Raw genomic sequence first — 16,663 nt, forward strand, 5'->3', positions numbered from 1 at the left:
TCAGCATTCTAGCCCGGAAAACAATTCGGGGTCAGCTCTGTCATTTGGACACGCGCGAAACATGTTTGAGAAATATCAATGCGCGTCGCAAAGCTCTCGCATCCAGGCTCATATTGAGGCAGCACAAATAGGCGGAAAACTCGCGGCCATAAACTCGTGGGATGAACCGACCATTACGCATCGAATATCGCGGCGCACTCTATCACGTCACCGCACGTGGCGATAAGCAGGGCCGTATTTATCGCTCAGACAACGATCGCCTGATATGGCTCTCCATGCTCGGCGAAACTTGCGCGCGTTTCAATTTCACTGTCCGCGCCTACTGCCAGATGACTAACCACTACCACCTGCTGCTGGAAACCGTGGACGGAGGACTGGCGCGTGGCATGCGCTACCTCAACGGCAACTATTCCCAATATTTCAACCGGCGGCATGATCGGGTTGGCCATGTATTTCAGGGCCGGTATAAGGCTATCCTGTGCCAGCGAGACAGATATTTGCTGGAGCTATCCCGCTACATTGAGTTGAATCCGGTGCGTGCCGGAATGACGCCACAGCCGGCGACATGGCCATGGAGCAGCCATCGTGCCGCCATCGGACTGGCAGGCGCACCAGCGTGGCTACGGGTGAATTTGGTACTAGCACAATTCAGCAGCAATCAGCATCAGGCGCAGCAAGCTTATCGGGAGTTTGTCCTTGCAGGCATTAACGGCCCAAGCCCACTGCGAGAGGTGAAAAATCAACTAATGCTCGGTGACGAAGCATTTTGCGATCGCCTAATTGGCACCAATGTGCAGGGTGATCTGGCCGAGATCAAACGCGATCAGCGCGCCGCGATAACTCGCCCGCTGCCGGAATATTTCACGCGCCATCGCTCGCCCGCAGAAGCCATGGCGCGGGCGTATTTATCGCAGGGCTACTCTATGCCGGAAATTGCCCGCTTCGCGCGGGTTTCGGTCAAAACAGTCAGCCGGGCGATACAGAGCTTCCTCAATGAGCAGCAAATGTCTTGAGAAATATCAAAGGTACGCGCCGCGTGTCCAAATGACAGAGCTGACCCCGAATTCATTTGATGCGGAAAATCACATCCACCGTTTGCGACCAGCGCAGTACTTCGGTTGCCAGGAAGTCTTTGTCGGCCGGGGCGGCATCCACGGTGCGGTTGCGGTAGTACAGGTCGCCCGGCATCAGGCCGACCGCGTTGGTCAAGTTGCGTAACTGGCCGGAGGAAATCGCACTCACTGCGCCCACCTTTTTGCCGAAGCCGGCCGCCATCGCTTCGGCGCGGCGCTGCGCATCTTTGACGGCGCTGGCGGTCAGCTCGCGCTCGGCTTGCTCGCGGTCGCTGCGGCCAAAGGTGGTCGACATATGGTCGAGATTGGGCATCGCCAGCAGCGCCTGCATCAGCGGCCGCCATTTGCCCAGGTCGCGCACCACGATGTGCACCGAGCTGCGGATGGCGTAGTCGCCCTCGGCAGCTCGCATCTCCTTGCGTATGTCGCGTATGGACGCGCTCGATTCGCCTTCCACCATCAAGGCCTGCACTTGCGCGACGCGCTCGGCCACCATCGCCACCGCTGCGGCCGCGTCGGCATTGAAGGCGGTGATGTCGAAATCAATCTCGCCCATATCGGGCTCGACCATGGCAAAACCCTCGCCAGTCGTATGGATGAATGGATAGTCCGGCAAATTGGAAGCCTGCACGGCAAGCGGCAACAAGGCAAGGGCGAGAACGAGCGGTTTGAACATGGTCTGCTTCCGTAGTTGAAGAAAACGCATTATTCACAATGTAGACAAGTTTGTCTACTTAAGGATATAAAAAAGCCTCCCGAAGGAGGCTTTTTTACTGAATATTGGCGGAGAGGGTGGGATTCGCCTACATCCCGCAGGCCGCCCCGCGCTAGTACGCGCGAGTCTTCGAATCCCACGCGCGAGCTGCGCTCGCTCCTCTCCTGTTCGGAAAATAAAAAAGCTCCCTTGCGGGAGCTTTTTTATTGAATATTGGCGGAGAGGGTGGGATTCGAACCCACGGTAGGGTCGCCCCTACGCTTGATTTCGAGTCAAGTACATTCGACCACTCTGCCACCTCTCCTGGTGACGCATTTACTACATTTTTCTCACATCCAAACAAATGGCGGAGAGGGTGGGATTCGAACCCACGGTAGGGTCGCCCCTACGCTTGATTTCGAGTCAAGTACATTCGACCACTCTGCCACCTCTCCGTTTTCCCACCTGCTGCTGCGAGAAGGCAAGATTATAGCAGGTGCTTGGGAAAATGGAAGGGCAAATTTACAGTTTCAAGTAAGTTTGTCCGCCCATGTACGGACGCAGTACTTCCGGGATCTCTACCGAGCCATCGGCCTGCTGGTAATTTTCCAACACGGCGACCAGGGTACGGCCCACGGCCAGGCCCGAACCGTTCAGGGTGTGCAGCAGTTCCGGCTTGCCTTGGGCGTTGCGGAAGCGTGCCTGCATGCGGCGCGCCTGGAACGCTTCGCAATTCGACAGCGACGAGATCTCGCGGTAGGTGTTCTGCGCCGGCAGCCACACTTCCAGATCGTAGGTCTTGGTCGCGCCGAAGCCCATGTCGCCGGTGCACAGCGACATCACGCGGTATGGCAGGCCCAGGCGTTTCAGGATGGTCTCGGCATGGCCGACCATTTCTTCCAGCGCAGTGTACGAGTTATCTGGATGCACCACTTGCACCATCTCGACTTTATCGAACTGGTGCTGGCGGATCATGCCGCGGGTGTCGCGGCCGTAGCTGCCCGCTTCCGAGCGGAAGCATGGCGTGTGGGCGGTCATTTTCAGCGGCAGCGCTTCGGCTGCCACGATGTCGTCGCGCACGATGTTGGTCAGCGAGACTTCCGAGGTCGGGATCAGGTAGAAGGTCTCGCCCTCGCCTTCCGCGCCGCCTTTTTTCACCGAGAACAGGTCGGCTTCGAATTTCGGCAACTGGCCGGTGCCGCGCAGCGAATCGGCGTTGACCATGTACGGGGTGTAGCACTCGGTGTAGCCGTGCTCGTCAGTGTGGGTGTTCAGCATGAACTGCGCCAGCGCGCGGTGCAAACGGGCGATGCCGCCTTTCATCACCGAGAAGCGCGAGCCGGTCAGCTTGGTCGCGGTGTCGAAGTCCAGGCCCAGCGGGCCGCCGACGTCAACGTGGTCTTTGATCTCGAAATCAAACGTACGCGGCGTGCCAACTTTGCGCACTTCGACGTTGCCGGTTTCATCATTGCCGACCGGGACCGACTCGTGCGGCAGGTTCGGAATGGTTTGCAGGAAGTCGGCAAGCTTGCCCTGCAGGTCAGCCAGTTTCACTTCGTTGGCCTTGAGCTCGTCGCCCAGGCCGGCCACTTCCGCCATCAGGGCGGTGGTGTCTTCGCCCTTGCCCTTCATCATGCCGATCAGCTTGGACTGCGAGTTGCGTTTGCCTTGCAGTTCTTCGGTGCGGATCTGGATCGCCTTGCGTTCCGACTCGAGGGCGTTGAACGCGTCTACGTCGAGCTTGAACTTGCGGGCGGCCAGTCGCTCGGCGACGGTGGCGATGTCTTTACGGAGAAGTTGGATATCAATCATGGGAACAAGGTGCCGTTTGTATCGAAAACGTCAATTGTACCAAGATGAAGCCACTTCCTTGCGAGTTTTGCGCAGCCCGCCGGCTGCCGCCATTACAGCGCGGCTTTTTCGGCGGCGGTCAGGCGCTTGGCGCTCACGGTCACGGTTGGCATGTCGGCCTTGGCGACGGCGACCACTTTGTCGGCTGGCATGGCGAAGTCGGCGCGGTCGTCAGCGGCGGTGGCGAAAGTGGTGGCGCCGGCGATGATGGTGGCGGCAACGAAGATGATTTCCATGTTTTTAGCGATGTTCATGATGGACTCCTTCAGGTGGTTGGTCAGTAAGTGCTGCGGTATGGTTGTACTGTACCTAAAGGCGTTCTGGCCCGCGATGGGGATGCGACGAAGCGCTCAAAACGGCGGCTGAACTGCAAAAAGACGGTGGAAAACGGGATCAGGCGGCGCTGCGCAGCACGCTTGGCCGGTCGGCTTCGCGGTGGACTAGCTGGCCCAGCGTAGCGATGGCGGCTTCTACCCGTGGACTCCACGCGTTGCCGCAGTTGAGGCGCAGGTAATTGCTGTATTTGCCCGAGGCGGAGAATAGCTGACCCGGCATGAAAGCCACGCCCTGCGCGATGGCTTGCTCGTGCAAGGCCAGCGCGTCAACCTGCTCTGGCAAGCTGACCCACACCACGAAGCCGCCCTGCGGCTCAGACACCGTGGTCTGCTGCGGGAAAGCATGGCAAATCGCGTCCGACATGCGGGCGATCCGCTGCGCCAGCGCGCGCCGCATCTTGCGCACCTGCGTTTCGTAGGCGCTGCCGCTGAGGAAGTCGGCCAGCACGGCCTGGAAGAAATGGCTGGTGGCGCCGCTCGACACCATTTTCAGCACCGCCACCTCCTGCGCGTAGCGGCCGGCCAGCACGTAACCGACCCGCGCGCCGGGACTGACAGCCTTGGAAAACGACGAGCACAGCATCACGTTGCCGCCGGTGTCGTAGGCTTTCACCGGCCACGGCCGCTCGGGCGTAAAACACAGGTCGCCGTAGACATCGTCTTCGATCAGCGGGATGTTGTGCTTGCTTACCAGCGCCGCCAGCCGCTGCTTGTTCGCTTCCGGCATGATACAGCCAAGCGGATTGTTGGCGTTGGGGATCAGCAGCACGGCCTGCACCAGTCCGGCGCTCAGCGCCAATTCCAGCGCATCGATGGATGGGCCGGTTTTCGGATGGGTGGGGATTTCCAGCGCCTTCATGCCCAGCGCTTCAATCAGCTGCAGCAGCACGAAATAGGTGGCCGACTCGATGGCGATGGTGTCGCCCGGCTTGGCCACGGCGCACAGGCACAAGCTGATGGCCTCGGTGCACGAGCCGGTGACGACGATCTCGTTGGGATCGACGTGGCCCCAGTCGATGGCGCGGCGGACGATTTGGCGCGCGAATTCGGGATAGTTGGTCTCGTAGCAGCTCACCGCGCTCAGCAGCGTGGCATCGCGGCGGGCCACCGCCGCCACGGTCTTTTGCATGCGCTTCATCGGCAGCATTTCACCGAGCGGCCAGGACGAGCCCATTTGCACCAGCGCCGTGATGGGCTGATGCTGATCGAGGCGGTAGGCCAGGGCGCGGTGCGCGTGCGCCTGCCGACGCCCTGCTCCAGCGGCTGGCACCGCGCTGTAGGATTTCTCCTACGCAACTAATCGTGCGCCACGAAATCCTTGGAATTTGTACGATGCGCTCAACAGTACAGCCTTCAAGGAGAAGCTATGAACATCAATACTCTGAAAATTGCAGCGGCAGGCGCCGCGCTGGCAATGGCAACGGGCTGCTCGACCATGGGCGGCTCGTCGTGGGACAACAATGAACCGCCGCCGCCGGCCAATCCCAACTTCGCGGCCGAGATGAACAAGTTCAACGCCCAGTTCCCGAATGAAAAGGCGACCAAGTACGAGGACATCTCGCTCAACTACAACAACGCCAAGAAACTGGATGAACGCGGCAACTGCCACGATCTCTCCAAGCATCCGGTGGTGATTGTGCTGACGCTGGATGCGACCGGTAAAGTCACGCGCACCACCACCGACGTCGAAGGCAAGAAGGCCGAGTGCTTCCGCCAGGCCTACGCTTCGGCTCAGCTGCCGCCGCCACCGTTCGCGCCGTACCAGAAGCCAATCCGCCTGCGCTAAGCTGCGTCTTCTTCCTCTGACGAAGAACTCTCGTCATCATTTTGCGCTGGTTTTTCCAGCCATTTGATGACGATGTCATTGAAACGCTCGGGCGCGCGCAGCATCGGCCAATGGTCGGTTTCCAGCGCGACCACTTTGCAGCCTGGCGTGGCGGCCAGGTTCTCAGTCCATTGCGGCGAGTGGAACATGAACGGTTTGTGCGTGCCGTAGATGTACAGCATCGGCACTTTCGGCACGAACGGCACCAGCGAGTTATACGAACCGGCCGCGCCAGCGGTCAGGATGTAATATGGATAATTCATGCCCGAGCTGATGTACTCGCGCGGCGATGGCGCGCCCAGCATGCGGGCCATGGTCTTGGTCATCAAGTTGCCAACCGGGCCGCCCATGGCCCATGCCAGCGCCAGCGTGCTCTGGTAACTGCTCACCATCATCTTTTGGCCGATCGAGCGCGAGCGGCCAGTGGCTTTCGATTGTGCATCGCCAATATCGACGCCGACTATCGCCGACACCAGCGCCTTGTTGCGCATATAAAACTCGTAGCCGAACACACAGCCCCAGTCGTGCAGCATCAGGATCACCTTCTGCTTCTGGCTGACGCTGTTCACAATGTGCAACAGCACGCGGATCATGGCGTTGAGGGTGTAGGAACGGCGCGGCTTTTCGATATCGAAACCGGGCAGCGTGAAGCGTACGCAGCGGTAGCGATGCTTCAGCTCGGCCACCTGCGCATCCCACACGCGATAGGTATCCGGCCAGCCATGAATCATGACGATGGTCTCGGTGCCCTCACCTTCGATAAAAATGTCGACACCGTCGACCACCTTCGCTGGCTGCATGCTGCTCCTCGCTCCTTATGCGGCAACTCGTGAATGTTCTATCTTACAACATCCAGCATCAGTTTTTGCCGGCGTCCTCATCCAGCTTGCGCAAGAAGGCCATTTTATCGGCGATCTTGGTTTCGAGGCCGCGCGGGACAGGCTGGTACCAGCCCGGTTCGCGCATATCGTCGGGGAAGTAGGTTTCGCCGGCGGCGTAGGCGTGCGGTTCGTCATGGGCGTAGCGGTACTCGTGGCCGTAGCCGAGTTCTTTCATCAGCTTGGTCGGCGCGTTGCGCAGGTGCACCGGCACTTCGCGCGATTTGTCCTTGCGCACGAAGGCCATCGCTTCGTTGAAGGCGTTGTAGCCGGCGTTGCTCTTGGCGGCAATCGCCAGGTAGATCACGGCCTGCCCCAGCGCCAGCTCGCCTTCCGGCGAACCGAGGCGCTCAAACGTAGTGGCCGCGTCGTTGGCGATTTGCATGGCGCGCGGATCGGCCAGGCCGATGTCTTCCCACGCCATGCGCACGATGCGCCGCGACAGGTAGCGCGCATCGGCGCCGCCGTCCAGCATGCGGCACAGCCAGTACAGGGCCGCGTCGGGATTCGAGCCGCGCACCGATTTGTGCAGGGCCGAGATTTGGTCGTAGAAATTGTCACCGCCCTTGTCGAAGCGGCGCGCGTTCAAGGTCAGCGCGTTCTGGATGAACTCGGCGGTGATCTTGTTGGTCTTGGCCGCGTTGGCGGCGGTGCCGGTCACTTCCAGCAGGTTCAGCAAGCGGCGGCCGTCGCCGTCGGCGTAGCCGATCAGGGTATCGATGGCGGCGTCTTCAAACTCCAGCTGGGTCAGCACTTTCTCGCGTGCGCGCCCGACCATCTGGCGCAGCTCGCTCTCATCGAACGATTTCAGCACGTAGACCTGCGAGCGCGACAGCAGCGCCGAGTTCACCTCGAACGATGGGTTCTCGGTGGTCGCGCCGATCAAGGTCACGAGGCCAGACTCGGCATACGGCAGCAGCGCATCCTGCTGCGATTTATTGAAGCGGTGAATCTCATCCACGAACAAGATGGTGTGCTTGCCCATGTCGAGGTTGTGCTGCGCCTGCTCCATCGCCGCGCGGATATCTTTCACACCCGAGAACACGGCCGACAAGGCGATGAACTCGCAGTCATAGGCCTTGGCGGTCAGGCGCGCCAGCGTGGTCTTGCCCACGCCGGGCGGCCCCCACAGGATCATCGAATGCGGCTGGCCCGACTCAAACGCCAGGCGCAAGGGCTTGCCCGGCCCCAGCAAGTGGCGCTGGCCGATGACATCATCTAGCGTCTTGGGCCGCAGGGCTTCCGCCAGCGGCTGGCGCGGTTCGGTGGAAAATAAATCTGCCATGTTCTGAAATGGAAAAACGCCGCAGCATCGCAGCCGCGGCGTTGGAATGCCTTGCTACGTCAAATCAATTATTGAATACGTCCGCGCCCTTCGGCATGACGAATTTAAAACTCGCGGCATTCAGTGCCGGATTTTTTTCTATGCCTTTAAAAGTCAGCACCGACGACTGGCCGAAGCTGTCCTTCAATTCCATGGTCACCGGCAAGCCGTCTTTGAGACCGATCACGATTTGCTCGAACGAGGTGTCCTTGGCTTTCGGCACCGCCTTCAGCAGTTCCGCGCCATCCTTGGTACCGGCTTCGCTCAGGGTGAAGTTCTTTTCCAGGTCGTTGCTGCCGAACAGGATGGCTGCCGGCGACGAGCCCAGCGCATCGCCCAGCTTCTTCACCGTGACCTGGTTCAAGTCCTTGTCGAAGATGTAGAGCTTGTCGCCATCGGCCTGCAGCACTTGCTCGTACGGCTTGATGTAAGTCCAGATGAACTTGCCGGGACGGGCAAATACAAAAGTGCCGGTCGCCGGCGTCGATACTTTGGGCGCTTCGCCGTTGCTGTTCTTGACTTGGCGCTGTACAAATTCGCCCTTGGCCGCCTTGGTCGACGACACGAAGGACTTGAACTGCTCCAGCGCGCTCGCCTGCACGCCGCCCGCCAGCAGCAGACCGGCAGTCAGCGCGGCGATTACTTTAAAACGCGTCATACGGTTTATCCTTTTATTCTGCACTGGCAGCCGGCACAAGAATGTCGCGGTTGCCGTTCGATTGCATGGCGGAGACCACGCCGCTATTTTCCATCTGTTCCAGCAAGCGTGCCGCGCGGTTGTAGCCGATGCGCAGGTGACGCTGCACCAGCGAGATCGACGCGCGACGGTTTTTCAGCACCACTTGCACTGCTTGATCGTACATCGGATCGGCTTCGCCGCCACCCTCGCCCGCTGCCGCGCCTTCGGCACCGCCGCCCTCGCCTTCCAGCGTGCCGCCTTCGAGGATGCCGTCGATGTAGTCCGGCTCGCCGGTCGATTTCAAGTGTTTCACCACGCGGTGCACCTCGTCATCGGAAACGAAGGCGCCGTGCACGCGCACCGGCAGGCCGGTGCCCGGCGGCATGTACAGCATGTCACCCATGCCGAGCAGCGTTTCAGCACCCATCTGGTCCAGAATGGTACGCGAGTCGATCTTGGACGACACCTGGAACGCGATACGGGTCGGAATATTGGCCTTGATCAGGCCGGTAATCACGTCCACAGATGGGCGCTGCGTCGCCAGAATCAAGTGCAGGCCTGCCGCACGGGCTTTCTGCGCGATACGGGCAATCAGTTCTTCCACCTTCTTACCGACCACCATCATCAGATCGGCCAATTCGTCGATGATGATGACGATGGTCGGTAGTTTTTCCAGCGGCTCCGGCGAATCCGGCGTCAGGCTGAACGGATTCGGAATGTGTTCTTCGCGCTTCTTGGCCTCGGCGATCTTGGCGTTGTAGCCGGCCAGGTTACGCACGCCCAGCTTGGACATCAGCTTGTAGCGGCGCTCCATCTCGTTTACCGCCCAGTTCAGCGCGTGGCCGGCCTGGCGCATATCGGTCACCACCGGCGCCAGCAGGTGCGGGATGCCTTCATACACCGACATCTCCAGCATCTTCGGATCGATCAGGATCATGCGCACGTCTTTAGGGTCGGACTTGTACAGCAGCGACAAGATGGTCGCATTAATACCCACCGACTTACCGGAACCGGTGGTACCTGCCACCAGCAAGTGCGGCATCTTGGCCAGGTCGGCCACCACCGGCTTGCCGGCGATGTCCTTGCCCAGCGCCACGGTCAGTGGCGAGGCGTTGTCGTTGTAGACCTTGGAACCGACGATCTCGCTCAGGCGCACGATCTGGCGCTTCTGATTCGGCAGTTCCAGCGCCATGTAATTCTTGCCCGGAATGGTTTCAACCACGCGGATGGAAGTCAGCGACAGCGAACGCGCCAGGTCGCGCGCCAGGTTCACGATCTGGCTGCCCTTTACACCGGTGGCCGGCTCGATCTCGTAGCGGGTCACGACCGGGCCCGGATAAGCGGCCACCACCTTGGCTTCCACGCCAAAGTCCGACAGCTTCTTCTCGATCAGGCGGCTGGTGAATTCCAGCGTTTCGATGGACACGGTTTCCAGTACCTCGGCCGCCTCATCCAGCAGCGACAAGGCCGGCAGCGCACCATCGCCGCTTGGGATGTCGGTAAACAGGCTGGCCTGGCGCTCCTTCTCCACGCGCTCGGACTTGACCACGGTAACCACTTGCGGCTCGACCTTGATGGTCGGCGCAGCCACCGGATGCTTCTCGACGTGCTTGGCGCGCTCGTGCACCACCACTTCCTCGCGCTTGACGGCGGCCACCTCGCCTTGGCGGCGATCCTCGCGGTACTGGTAGCGCTGGACGAACCACTCGACCGCATTTTCCACCGCACCGCCGATGCGCTCGGCCACCGCCATCCACGACACGTGGAAGAACAGGCTGAAGCCCAGGCCGAACAACAGCAACAGCAGCAAGGTCGCGCCGGTAAAACCAAACGCCACGTGCGCCGAATGGCCGATCAGCTTGCCCAGCACGCCGCCGGACACCAGCGGCAACTGCGCGTGGCCGGTCAGCGTGCGCAAGCGCAGGTACTCAAGGCCGACGCTGCCGATAAACAGCAGCACAAAGCCGATCCCGCGAATCAAGCCTTCCTGCGCATGCTCCGGCTCGGGTTCGTTCGAGAGCACGTATTTCTGCGTCAGCCCCTTGTAACCCTTCCACACGAAGCGCAGCACGCAAAACGCCCACCACCATGCGGACAGGCCAAAGATATACAGCAGCAAATCGGACAGCCAGGCGCCGGTGCGGCCGCCCATATTGTGCACCAGCTGCACCTTGGCCTCGTGCGACCAGCCCGGATCCGCCTTGTCGTAAGTGGCCAGAATCAGCACGAAATACAGGCCCAGGACGGCCAGCGCCAGCCACCGCGCCTCCGACAGCAGCCGCACCAGCCGGTTCGGCAGGGGCTGGCGCTCGGTCGGGGTGCGGGTGTAGCCGGACGAGGAGGAAGCGCTCGCTTTCGGCGCGCGCTCCTGAACTTTTTTACTGCTCATAGGTATAAAGGTGATGCAATGTTGGCGGTCAGGAAATTTTCCGATAGCGGTATTCTAAGGCATAAGGGCAACAACCGGCCCTACGATTCGTCCTGATTCCCTGCTTGCACTATAATCTTGTATTGCTTGCGTTATTGCAATAGCGACATACCCTTGTTGCGCCTGCGTACGCCCCCACATTCGGATTAATCCAACATTCTTTAAGAAATACTGCCATGACCACTCCTAAACACGCCCGCGTATTGATCCTCGGCTCCGGGCCTGCCGGTTACAGCGCCGCCATCTACGCCGCGCGCGCCAACCTGAAGCCGATGCTGGTGACCGGCGTTGAGCAAGGCGGCCAGCTGATGACCACCACCGACGTCGAAAACTGGCCGGCCGACCCGATGGGCGTGCAAGGCCCGGATCTGATGCAGCGTTTCCTGCAGCACGCCGAGCGTTTCAACACCGACATCGTGTTTGACCACATCCACACCGTCAAGCTGCAAGAAAAGCCGATCCGCCTGATCGGCGACAGCCACGAGTACACCTGCGACACCCTGATCATCGCCACCGGCGCCTCGGCCCAGTACCTGGGCCTGCCGTCGGAACAAGCGTTCATGGGCAAAGGCGTGTCGGCTTGCGCCACCTGCGACGGCTTCTTCTACCGTGGCCAGCAGGTGGCCGTGGTCGGCGGCGGCAACACCGCCGTCGAGGAAGCGCTGTACCTGTCGAACATCGCCACCAAGGTCACCCTGATCCACCGCCGCGACAAATTCCGCGCCGAAGCGATCCTGATCGACCGCCTGAATGCCAAGGTCGCCGAAGGCAAGATCGAGATCAAGTACAACCACACCCTGCACGAAGTGGTAGGCGACGACGGCGGCGTGACCGGCGTGAAGATCCAGTCGACCGACACCGGCGCCATCACCGACGTGACGGTGCACGGCCTGTTCATTGCGATCGGCCACAAGCCAAACACCGGCATCTTCGAAGGCCAGCTGGAAATGCACAACGGCTACATCAAGACCAAGACCGGCACCGAAGGCATGGCCACCGCCACCAGCGTACCGGGCGTGTTTGCCGCCGGCGATGTGCAGGATCACATCTACCGCCAGGCCATCACCAGCGCCGGCACCGGCTGCATGGCCGCGCTGGACGCCCAGCGCTATCTGGAAGGCCAGGAGTAATTGCGATGAAAGACTTCGCAGACCTGAAATCCCTGGGCAAGCAGCTCAGGGAGCAGGCTGAGGCGCGCGCCGTCGTTGAGAAGGAGCGCGCCAGGCAGGAAAAGCAGCAGGCGGTGGAAGCCAACATCTTCCAGACCGCGCTCGGCGGCGTGAAGCGCATGCCGGCGTCGGATCGCTACGTGCCGCCCAGCGTGCCGAAATCGGTGGCGCCGGAGGCTGCGCCCAAGCGCAAGCTGACGCAGGCCGAGGACGATGCGCTGGTGCTCAAGGAATCGCTGTCCGACCTGTTTGAAGTCGACCACTACCTGGAAGACGATCCGGCGCTGAACTACTCGGCGCCGGGCGTAGGCCCTGACGTGATGAAGAAAATGCGCAAGGGCCACTGGCCGGTGCAAGATGAACTCGACTTGCACGGCATGAACCGCGACCAGGCGCGCGATGCGCTGGGCGCGTTCCTGACCAAGTCGCAGCAGCGCAACCACCGCTGCGTGTGCGTGATCCACGGCCGCGGCTTTGGCTCGCGTGGGCAAGAGCCGGTGCTCAAGTCCATGGTGCACAGCTGGCTGGTGCAAAAAGGCGTGGTCGCCTTCTGCCAGGCCCGCAACAACGAAGGCGGCGAAGGCGCCCTGATCGTCCTCCTGCGCGCCGCCCTGCTACCCTCCCGCTAAATCTAAACGTTGACTTGGTGCAACAGGTCTACACGGCACGGGGCTGCCGTGTTAACCTACGTCCATTGCAACCTTGTCCATAAACTTAGATGAAGCCAGTTCCTGTCCACGTCTCCCTGATTACCATCATTGAAATCGTGGCGATCTTAGTGGGGGCGTTATCGGGCTTCGTGGAGGCGCGCCGCAAGCGCATGGACATCGTGGGGGTATTTACCGTGGCGTTCATCGCCGCGTTTGGCGGCGGTACGCTGCGCGACATCCTGCTCGACAAGCGGCCGCTGTTCTGGGTGATGCACCAGGAGTACGCGATCCTGATCTTCGTGCTGGCCCTGCTGGCGACACCGCTGATGCGCACCGTCAAGCAGATCATCTCCGAACGGGTGATCGTGGTCGCCGACGCTATTGGCCTCGGCCTGTTTACTGTGGCCGGCGTGTCGCAAGCGCAGGCCGCGCACATGCCGGTGTTCATCGCCTCCATGATGGGCGTGATCACCGGCATATTTGGCGGCGTGCTGCGCGACATCGTCTGCAACGAAGTGCCGATGGTGTTCCGCGATGGCAAACCCTACGCCATCTGCGCCTTCTTCGGCGCCTGGCTCTACATCGGCCTCCAATACACCGACGTCTCCGACGACATGGCCCTGTGGACTAGTGCAGCTTTCATCACCATCCTCCGGCTGGTGACGTGGAAGTTCGAGCTGCACCTCCACTACCACAAGCACTAATTAAAACGCGTACGTGGCCAGCAAGGTGTAGCGCGGGCCGCTCATGAAGACCTGGCGGGTGAAGGTGCCCGCGTGCTGCTCCATGATCTGGCGCGTGTACTTGTTGGTCAGGTTGGTCACTTCCAGGCCCAGGCGGAACTTGTCCGTGAAGTCGTAGAACACCGAGCCGTCCAACTGGCCATATGCCGCCTGGTACAACGGCAAGCCGAAAGCCTGGTCGTTGTTGGTGGTCGGGATCAGGTAGCGATCCGCGCCGGAGGCCGGATTGGTGTTCAAGCCGTTGTTGCCGCGGCTGCCCCACTGGTTCACGCCCAGCAGGTAGCGCGAACGCCAGTTATAGGCCAGGCGCGCCGACAGGCCATGCTGCTCGTACACCACCGCGAAGTTGACCGTGTTGCGCGACAAGCCTTGCAACGGCGTCTTGCCGAAGGCGCGGCCGTCGGTATCGCAGCCATTGATGCTCAGGTTGAAGTTGGACGAGGCGTCGTTACCCGAGCACCATGCCTCAAACACCGGATTCTTCAGCGTGCGCTCGCTCTTCACATAAGTCCAGCTGGCCTGGGTGCCGATACCGCGCAGCCAAGCCGGCACGAAGTCGTAGTACTGCTGGTGGGCGATCTCGAAGCCGCGCGCATAGCCCTTGGCGCCGTTGACCGGGCCGGTGACCACGAAGGTTTGCTCCTTGCCGCTGGTGTCCTTCGCCTTGTACGCGTAGTTCTGCGTGGTGATGATGTCCTTCAGGTCTTTGTCGAACACTGCCAGCGTCAGCGAGCCTGCCTTGGCGAAGTACCACTCGGCGGTCAGGTCGATGTTGGTGGAGGTGGTCGGCTTCAGCATCGGGTTGCCGTCGCTGGTGCCGGTCAGGCTGGTGCCGTTGAACTGCACCCCGGTAGTGTTGCCCTGGGCATCCTTGATGGTGGTCTGCAAGTGCTGGGCGTTCAGCGTGGTCTGTACCTGCAGCTGGTTGAAGTCCGGGCGCGACATGCCCTTGCCCAGCGCAAAGCGGAACTGCAACTCCTCGCTGGCCTTCAGTTTCAGGTTCAGGCTCGGCAGCCAGTTGTTGTAGGAGTTCTTGTACGACTGCGCTTCCGCGAACTGGGCGATGTTGATCAGCTTGTCCTGACCGGTCACATTGGCGCCGGCGGGAATCGACGGCACGGATGGCGGCGTATAGGCGACGTAACCGCGGCCCTCGCCCCGCGTGCGCACGAAGCGGACGCCGATGTTGCCGTCGATCGGGTACTTGAGGTCATCCCAGCCGAAGCGCAGCTGCGTGTAGGCCGATTGCGTCTTCTCGCGCTGCGTGTTGGTGGCGGCCGGGTCGTTGAAGCTGGCCGCCTTCCACGGATCGCAGGTCGAGCCTTTTTCGGCGCACAGCACATCGTGGTAAGCGTGGATCTTGCTCCACTGGTCAGGGAAGCCGCGCACGGTGGCCTCGTCGGCGAACAGCATCGGCGGCAGCGTGTATTTACCGCCGAAGAAGTTGTCGATGGTTTGCAGCGAGGCGCCGCCGGCAAAGCGCGGATCGCTCAGGCGCGCCACGCCGTTGATCTGCCAGCCCTCCATCCACGGGAAGGTAATCGCCTGCCAGTTGTAGAACTTCTGGGCCTTGTGGTTCTCGCCCTCGCGGTCGGCAAAGCGCACACCAAAGCGGATATCGCGCAGCACCGGGTCGTCAAACGAATATTTGAGGTCGGATTTCCACGCTTTCTGGGTGGCTGTGGCGCGATCCAGCGCTTCCTGCGTGTAGGCCCAGTAGTAGTTTTTCGGATCGGCCATGTAGGCCGCCGAACCGAGGCCGATCTGCGGCACGCTGCCGCTCAAATCCATGGTCTGGTTCGGCAAAATGAAACCGGTCGAGACATCGGCGTCGAAGCCCTCGGTGGTCGAGCGCACGTGCTGGAAATCATTCGTCCATTTCACGGACGGCGACAGGCGCCAGTCGACGTTCAGGGCGATGTCGCGGGTGGTCGATTCGCGGGTATTGATACGCTGCGAGCTGTTGAACGGCGAACCGCCGTAGGTCGGATTCGAGATGGTGCCGCTCTGGAACGCGCCGTTCTTGTCGAACACCGAGTTGGCGCTGGCCACCTGCTGATACCACTTGTCCTCGGACGAGGCGACCACGTGCTCGTCCAGGTCTTCCTTGTAGCGGGTTTTGAAGTAGGTCAGCGCGGCGGTCAGATCCCGGTTCGGGCGCCATTGCAGGGCCGCGTAATCGCCGCGGCGGGTGCGGTCGAAATCCTGCGAGCGATAACCGACGCCCAGCGGGATCCACTGCGTCTTGGAGCGGTCGTACTTGGCCGGGTCGGTCGAGTTCACGTGCGGGAAGTACGGGTCGACGGTCACGCTGTCCGAGCGGCTTGGGCTATTGGCATGGGTGACGTCGATCAGGGCGCCGATCTCGCCGAGCTCCGTCGTCCAGCGGTTGGACAGCAAGATGGTGCCGGTCGGTTCCAGCTTGCCCTTGCGCAGCGTGGAATAGGTTTCCGACGCGCCCAGCGTGCCCTTGAAACCCTTGAAGTCGAACGGCATGGCGGTGCGCAAGTTAACCAGGCCGGCAACGCCGCCCTCGATCTGCTCCGCCGACGGATTCTTGTACAGGTCGACGGCAGCCATCATCTCCGGCGACACGTCGCCGAAGCCGAGCGAGCGGCCGCCGCCGGCGGAGAACGCATCGCGGCCGTTGATTTCAGAACGCACATAGGTCAGGCCGCGCACCGACACGCCGGAACCCTCGACCGCCTGGCGGTTCGGGTCGCCCGCCATATTGCGGTCGATGGTGACGCCGGCGATGCGCTGCAGCACCTCGGTGACCGAGCGGTCGGGCAGCTTGCCGATGTCTTCGGCAACGATGGAGTCGACCACCTCGTCCGCATTCTGCTTGATCTTTTGCGCCGATTGCAGCGCGGCGCGCTGGCCGCTCACCACCACAGTGGTGCCGGGGTTGGCAGGCTCCGCAGTCTGGGCCCATACCGGGCTGGCGTGCAGCGCGGCCACTTGTGCGACCGCAGCGGCGATCGCAGTTTTCTGTAACTTATTCAATTTGTCTC

Annotated in this window: 14 protein-coding genes and 2 tRNA genes; 5 read left to right on the forward strand and 11 right to left on the reverse strand. The window is 61.4% G+C overall.

Annotated elements, in window-relative coordinates; translation table 11 throughout:
- Positions 1 to 161: 161 nt before the first annotated feature.
- On the forward strand, positions 162 to 1,013 hold the full coding sequence (locus GTP45_RS14905; RefSeq protein WP_161014648.1) for a transposase: 852 nt from the start codon (positions 162 to 164) through the stop codon (positions 1,011 to 1,013).
- Between the two features lie 52 nt (positions 1,014 to 1,065).
- On the opposite strand, the gene GTP45_RS14910 is transcribed toward GTP45_RS14905, so the two are convergent.
- The 6 genes from GTP45_RS14910 to GTP45_RS14935 all read right to left on the reverse strand — a co-directional run bounded on the left by GTP45_RS14910 (position 1,066) and on the right by GTP45_RS14935 (position 5,223).
- Positions 1,066 to 1,749 (reverse strand): SIMPL domain-containing protein, encoded by a 684-nt coding sequence (locus GTP45_RS14910; protein ID WP_161014649.1) that lies wholly within the window; start codon positions 1,747 to 1,749, stop codon positions 1,066 to 1,068.
- A gap of 253 nt (positions 1,750 to 2,002) precedes the next feature.
- A tRNA-Ser gene (locus GTP45_RS14915) sits at positions 2,003 to 2,092 on the reverse strand.
- A 40-nt stretch (positions 2,093 to 2,132) separates the two neighbouring features.
- Positions 2,133 to 2,222 (reverse strand) — tRNA-Ser (locus tag GTP45_RS14920).
- 67 nt (positions 2,223 to 2,289) lie between these two features.
- Positions 2,290 to 3,579: a serine--tRNA ligase gene (serS, locus tag GTP45_RS14925; protein ID WP_161014650.1), complete on the reverse strand. Its 1,290-nt coding sequence runs from the start codon at positions 3,577 to 3,579 to the stop codon at positions 2,290 to 2,292.
- Between the two features lie 92 nt (positions 3,580 to 3,671).
- On the reverse strand, positions 3,672 to 3,872 hold the full coding sequence (locus GTP45_RS14930; RefSeq protein WP_161014651.1) for a hypothetical protein: 201 nt from the start codon (positions 3,870 to 3,872) through the stop codon (positions 3,672 to 3,674).
- Between the two features lie 139 nt (positions 3,873 to 4,011).
- Positions 4,012 to 5,223: an aminotransferase-like domain-containing protein gene (locus GTP45_RS14935; protein ID WP_371874458.1), complete on the reverse strand. Its 1,212-nt coding sequence runs from the start codon at positions 5,221 to 5,223 to the stop codon at positions 4,012 to 4,014.
- Between the two features lie 96 nt (positions 5,224 to 5,319).
- Between GTP45_RS14935 and GTP45_RS14940 the strand changes: the two genes are divergently transcribed.
- Entirely contained in the window at positions 5,320 to 5,739 is a 420-nt protein-coding gene (locus tag GTP45_RS14940; protein ID WP_161014652.1) for a hypothetical protein, read from the forward strand.
- Here GTP45_RS14940 and GTP45_RS14945 read toward each other — a convergent pair.
- The 4 genes from GTP45_RS14945 to GTP45_RS14960 form a co-directional block, all read right to left on the reverse strand.
- On the reverse strand, positions 5,736 to 6,578 hold the full coding sequence (locus GTP45_RS14945) for an alpha/beta fold hydrolase (protein WP_161014653.1): 843 nt from the start codon (positions 6,576 to 6,578) through the stop codon (positions 5,736 to 5,738). The two genes, GTP45_RS14940 and GTP45_RS14945, sit on opposite strands and share 4 nt — an antisense overlap.
- Positions 6,579 to 6,636: 58 nt before the next feature.
- Complete coding sequence (locus GTP45_RS14950) at positions 6,637 to 7,941, reverse strand: replication-associated recombination protein A (RefSeq protein ID WP_161014654.1); 1,305 nt, start codon at positions 7,939 to 7,941, stop codon at positions 6,637 to 6,639.
- A 64-nt stretch (positions 7,942 to 8,005) separates the two neighbouring features.
- Positions 8,006 to 8,638, reverse strand: coding sequence for an outer membrane lipoprotein chaperone LolA (lolA, locus tag GTP45_RS14955; RefSeq protein ID WP_161014655.1), 633 nt, complete (start codon positions 8,636 to 8,638; stop codon positions 8,006 to 8,008).
- Positions 8,639 to 8,651: 13 nt separating this feature from the next.
- Positions 8,652 to 11,048 carry a DNA translocase FtsK gene (locus GTP45_RS14960; protein WP_161014656.1) on the reverse strand — a complete coding sequence of 799 codons (2,397 nt, stop codon included), beginning with the start codon at positions 11,046 to 11,048 and terminating at the stop codon, positions 8,652 to 8,654.
- Positions 11,049 to 11,263: 215 nt separating this feature from the next.
- On the opposite strand from GTP45_RS14960, the gene trxB reads away from it, so the two are divergent.
- The 3 genes from trxB (at position 11,264) to GTP45_RS14975 (ending at position 13,610) form a co-directional block, all read left to right on the forward strand.
- Positions 11,264 to 12,217, forward strand: a complete 954-nt coding sequence (gene trxB / locus GTP45_RS14965; protein WP_161014657.1) for a thioredoxin-disulfide reductase — start codon at positions 11,264 to 11,266, stop codon at positions 12,215 to 12,217.
- 5 nt (positions 12,218 to 12,222) lie between these two features.
- Positions 12,223 to 12,885, forward strand: a complete 663-nt coding sequence (locus GTP45_RS14970; RefSeq protein ID WP_161014658.1) for a Smr/MutS family protein — start codon at positions 12,223 to 12,225, stop codon at positions 12,883 to 12,885.
- Between the two features lie 89 nt (positions 12,886 to 12,974).
- On the forward strand, positions 12,975 to 13,610 hold the full coding sequence (locus GTP45_RS14975; protein ID WP_161014659.1) for a trimeric intracellular cation channel family protein: 636 nt from the start codon (positions 12,975 to 12,977) through the stop codon (positions 13,608 to 13,610).
- On the opposite strand, the gene GTP45_RS14980 is transcribed toward GTP45_RS14975, so the two are convergent.
- A complete protein-coding gene (locus tag GTP45_RS14980; RefSeq protein WP_161014660.1) occupies positions 13,611 to 16,655 on the reverse strand; it encodes a TonB-dependent receptor in 3,045 nt (1,014 codons plus the stop codon).
- Positions 16,656 to 16,663 lie beyond the last annotated feature (8 nt).

The organism is Duganella rivi, assembly GCF_009857435.1.
Taxonomy (GTDB): domain Bacteria; phylum Pseudomonadota; class Gammaproteobacteria; order Burkholderiales; family Burkholderiaceae_D; genus Rugamonas; species Rugamonas rivi.

What these genes read in the sequence shown, in the direction of transcription:
- GTP45_RS14905 (WP_161014648.1), top strand. Translation starts at nt 162, where the DNA reads ATGAACCGACCATTACGCATCGAATATCGCGGCGCACTCTATCACGTC.
- GTP45_RS14910 (WP_161014649.1), bottom strand. Translation starts at nt 1,749, where the DNA reads ATGTTCAAACCGCTCGTTCTCGCCCTTGCCTTGTTGCCGCTTGCCGTG.
- serS (WP_161014650.1), bottom strand. Translation starts at nt 3,579, where the DNA reads ATGATTGATATCCAACTTCTCCGTAAAGACATCGCCACCGTCGCCGAG.
- GTP45_RS14930 (WP_161014651.1), bottom strand. Translation starts at nt 3,872, where the DNA reads ATGAACATCGCTAAAAACATGGAAATCATCTTCGTTGCCGCCACCATC.
- GTP45_RS14940 (WP_161014652.1), top strand. Translation starts at nt 5,320, where the DNA reads ATGAACATCAATACTCTGAAAATTGCAGCGGCAGGCGCCGCGCTGGCA.
- GTP45_RS14945 (WP_161014653.1), bottom strand. Translation starts at nt 6,578, where the DNA reads ATGCAGCCAGCGAAGGTGGTCGACGGTGTCGACATTTTTATCGAAGGT.
- GTP45_RS14950 (WP_161014654.1), bottom strand. Translation starts at nt 7,941, where the DNA reads ATGGCAGATTTATTTTCCACCGAACCGCGCCAGCCGCTGGCGGAAGCC.
- lolA (WP_161014655.1), bottom strand. Translation starts at nt 8,638, where the DNA reads ATGACGCGTTTTAAAGTAATCGCCGCGCTGACTGCCGGTCTGCTGCTG.
- GTP45_RS14960 (WP_161014656.1), bottom strand. Translation starts at nt 11,048, where the DNA reads ATGAGCAGTAAAAAAGTTCAGGAGCGCGCGCCGAAAGCGAGCGCTTCC.
- trxB (WP_161014657.1), top strand. Translation starts at nt 11,264, where the DNA reads ATGACCACTCCTAAACACGCCCGCGTATTGATCCTCGGCTCCGGGCCT.
- GTP45_RS14970 (WP_161014658.1), top strand. Translation starts at nt 12,223, where the DNA reads ATGAAAGACTTCGCAGACCTGAAATCCCTGGGCAAGCAGCTCAGGGAG.
- GTP45_RS14975 (WP_161014659.1), top strand. Translation starts at nt 12,975, where the DNA reads ATGAAGCCAGTTCCTGTCCACGTCTCCCTGATTACCATCATTGAAATC.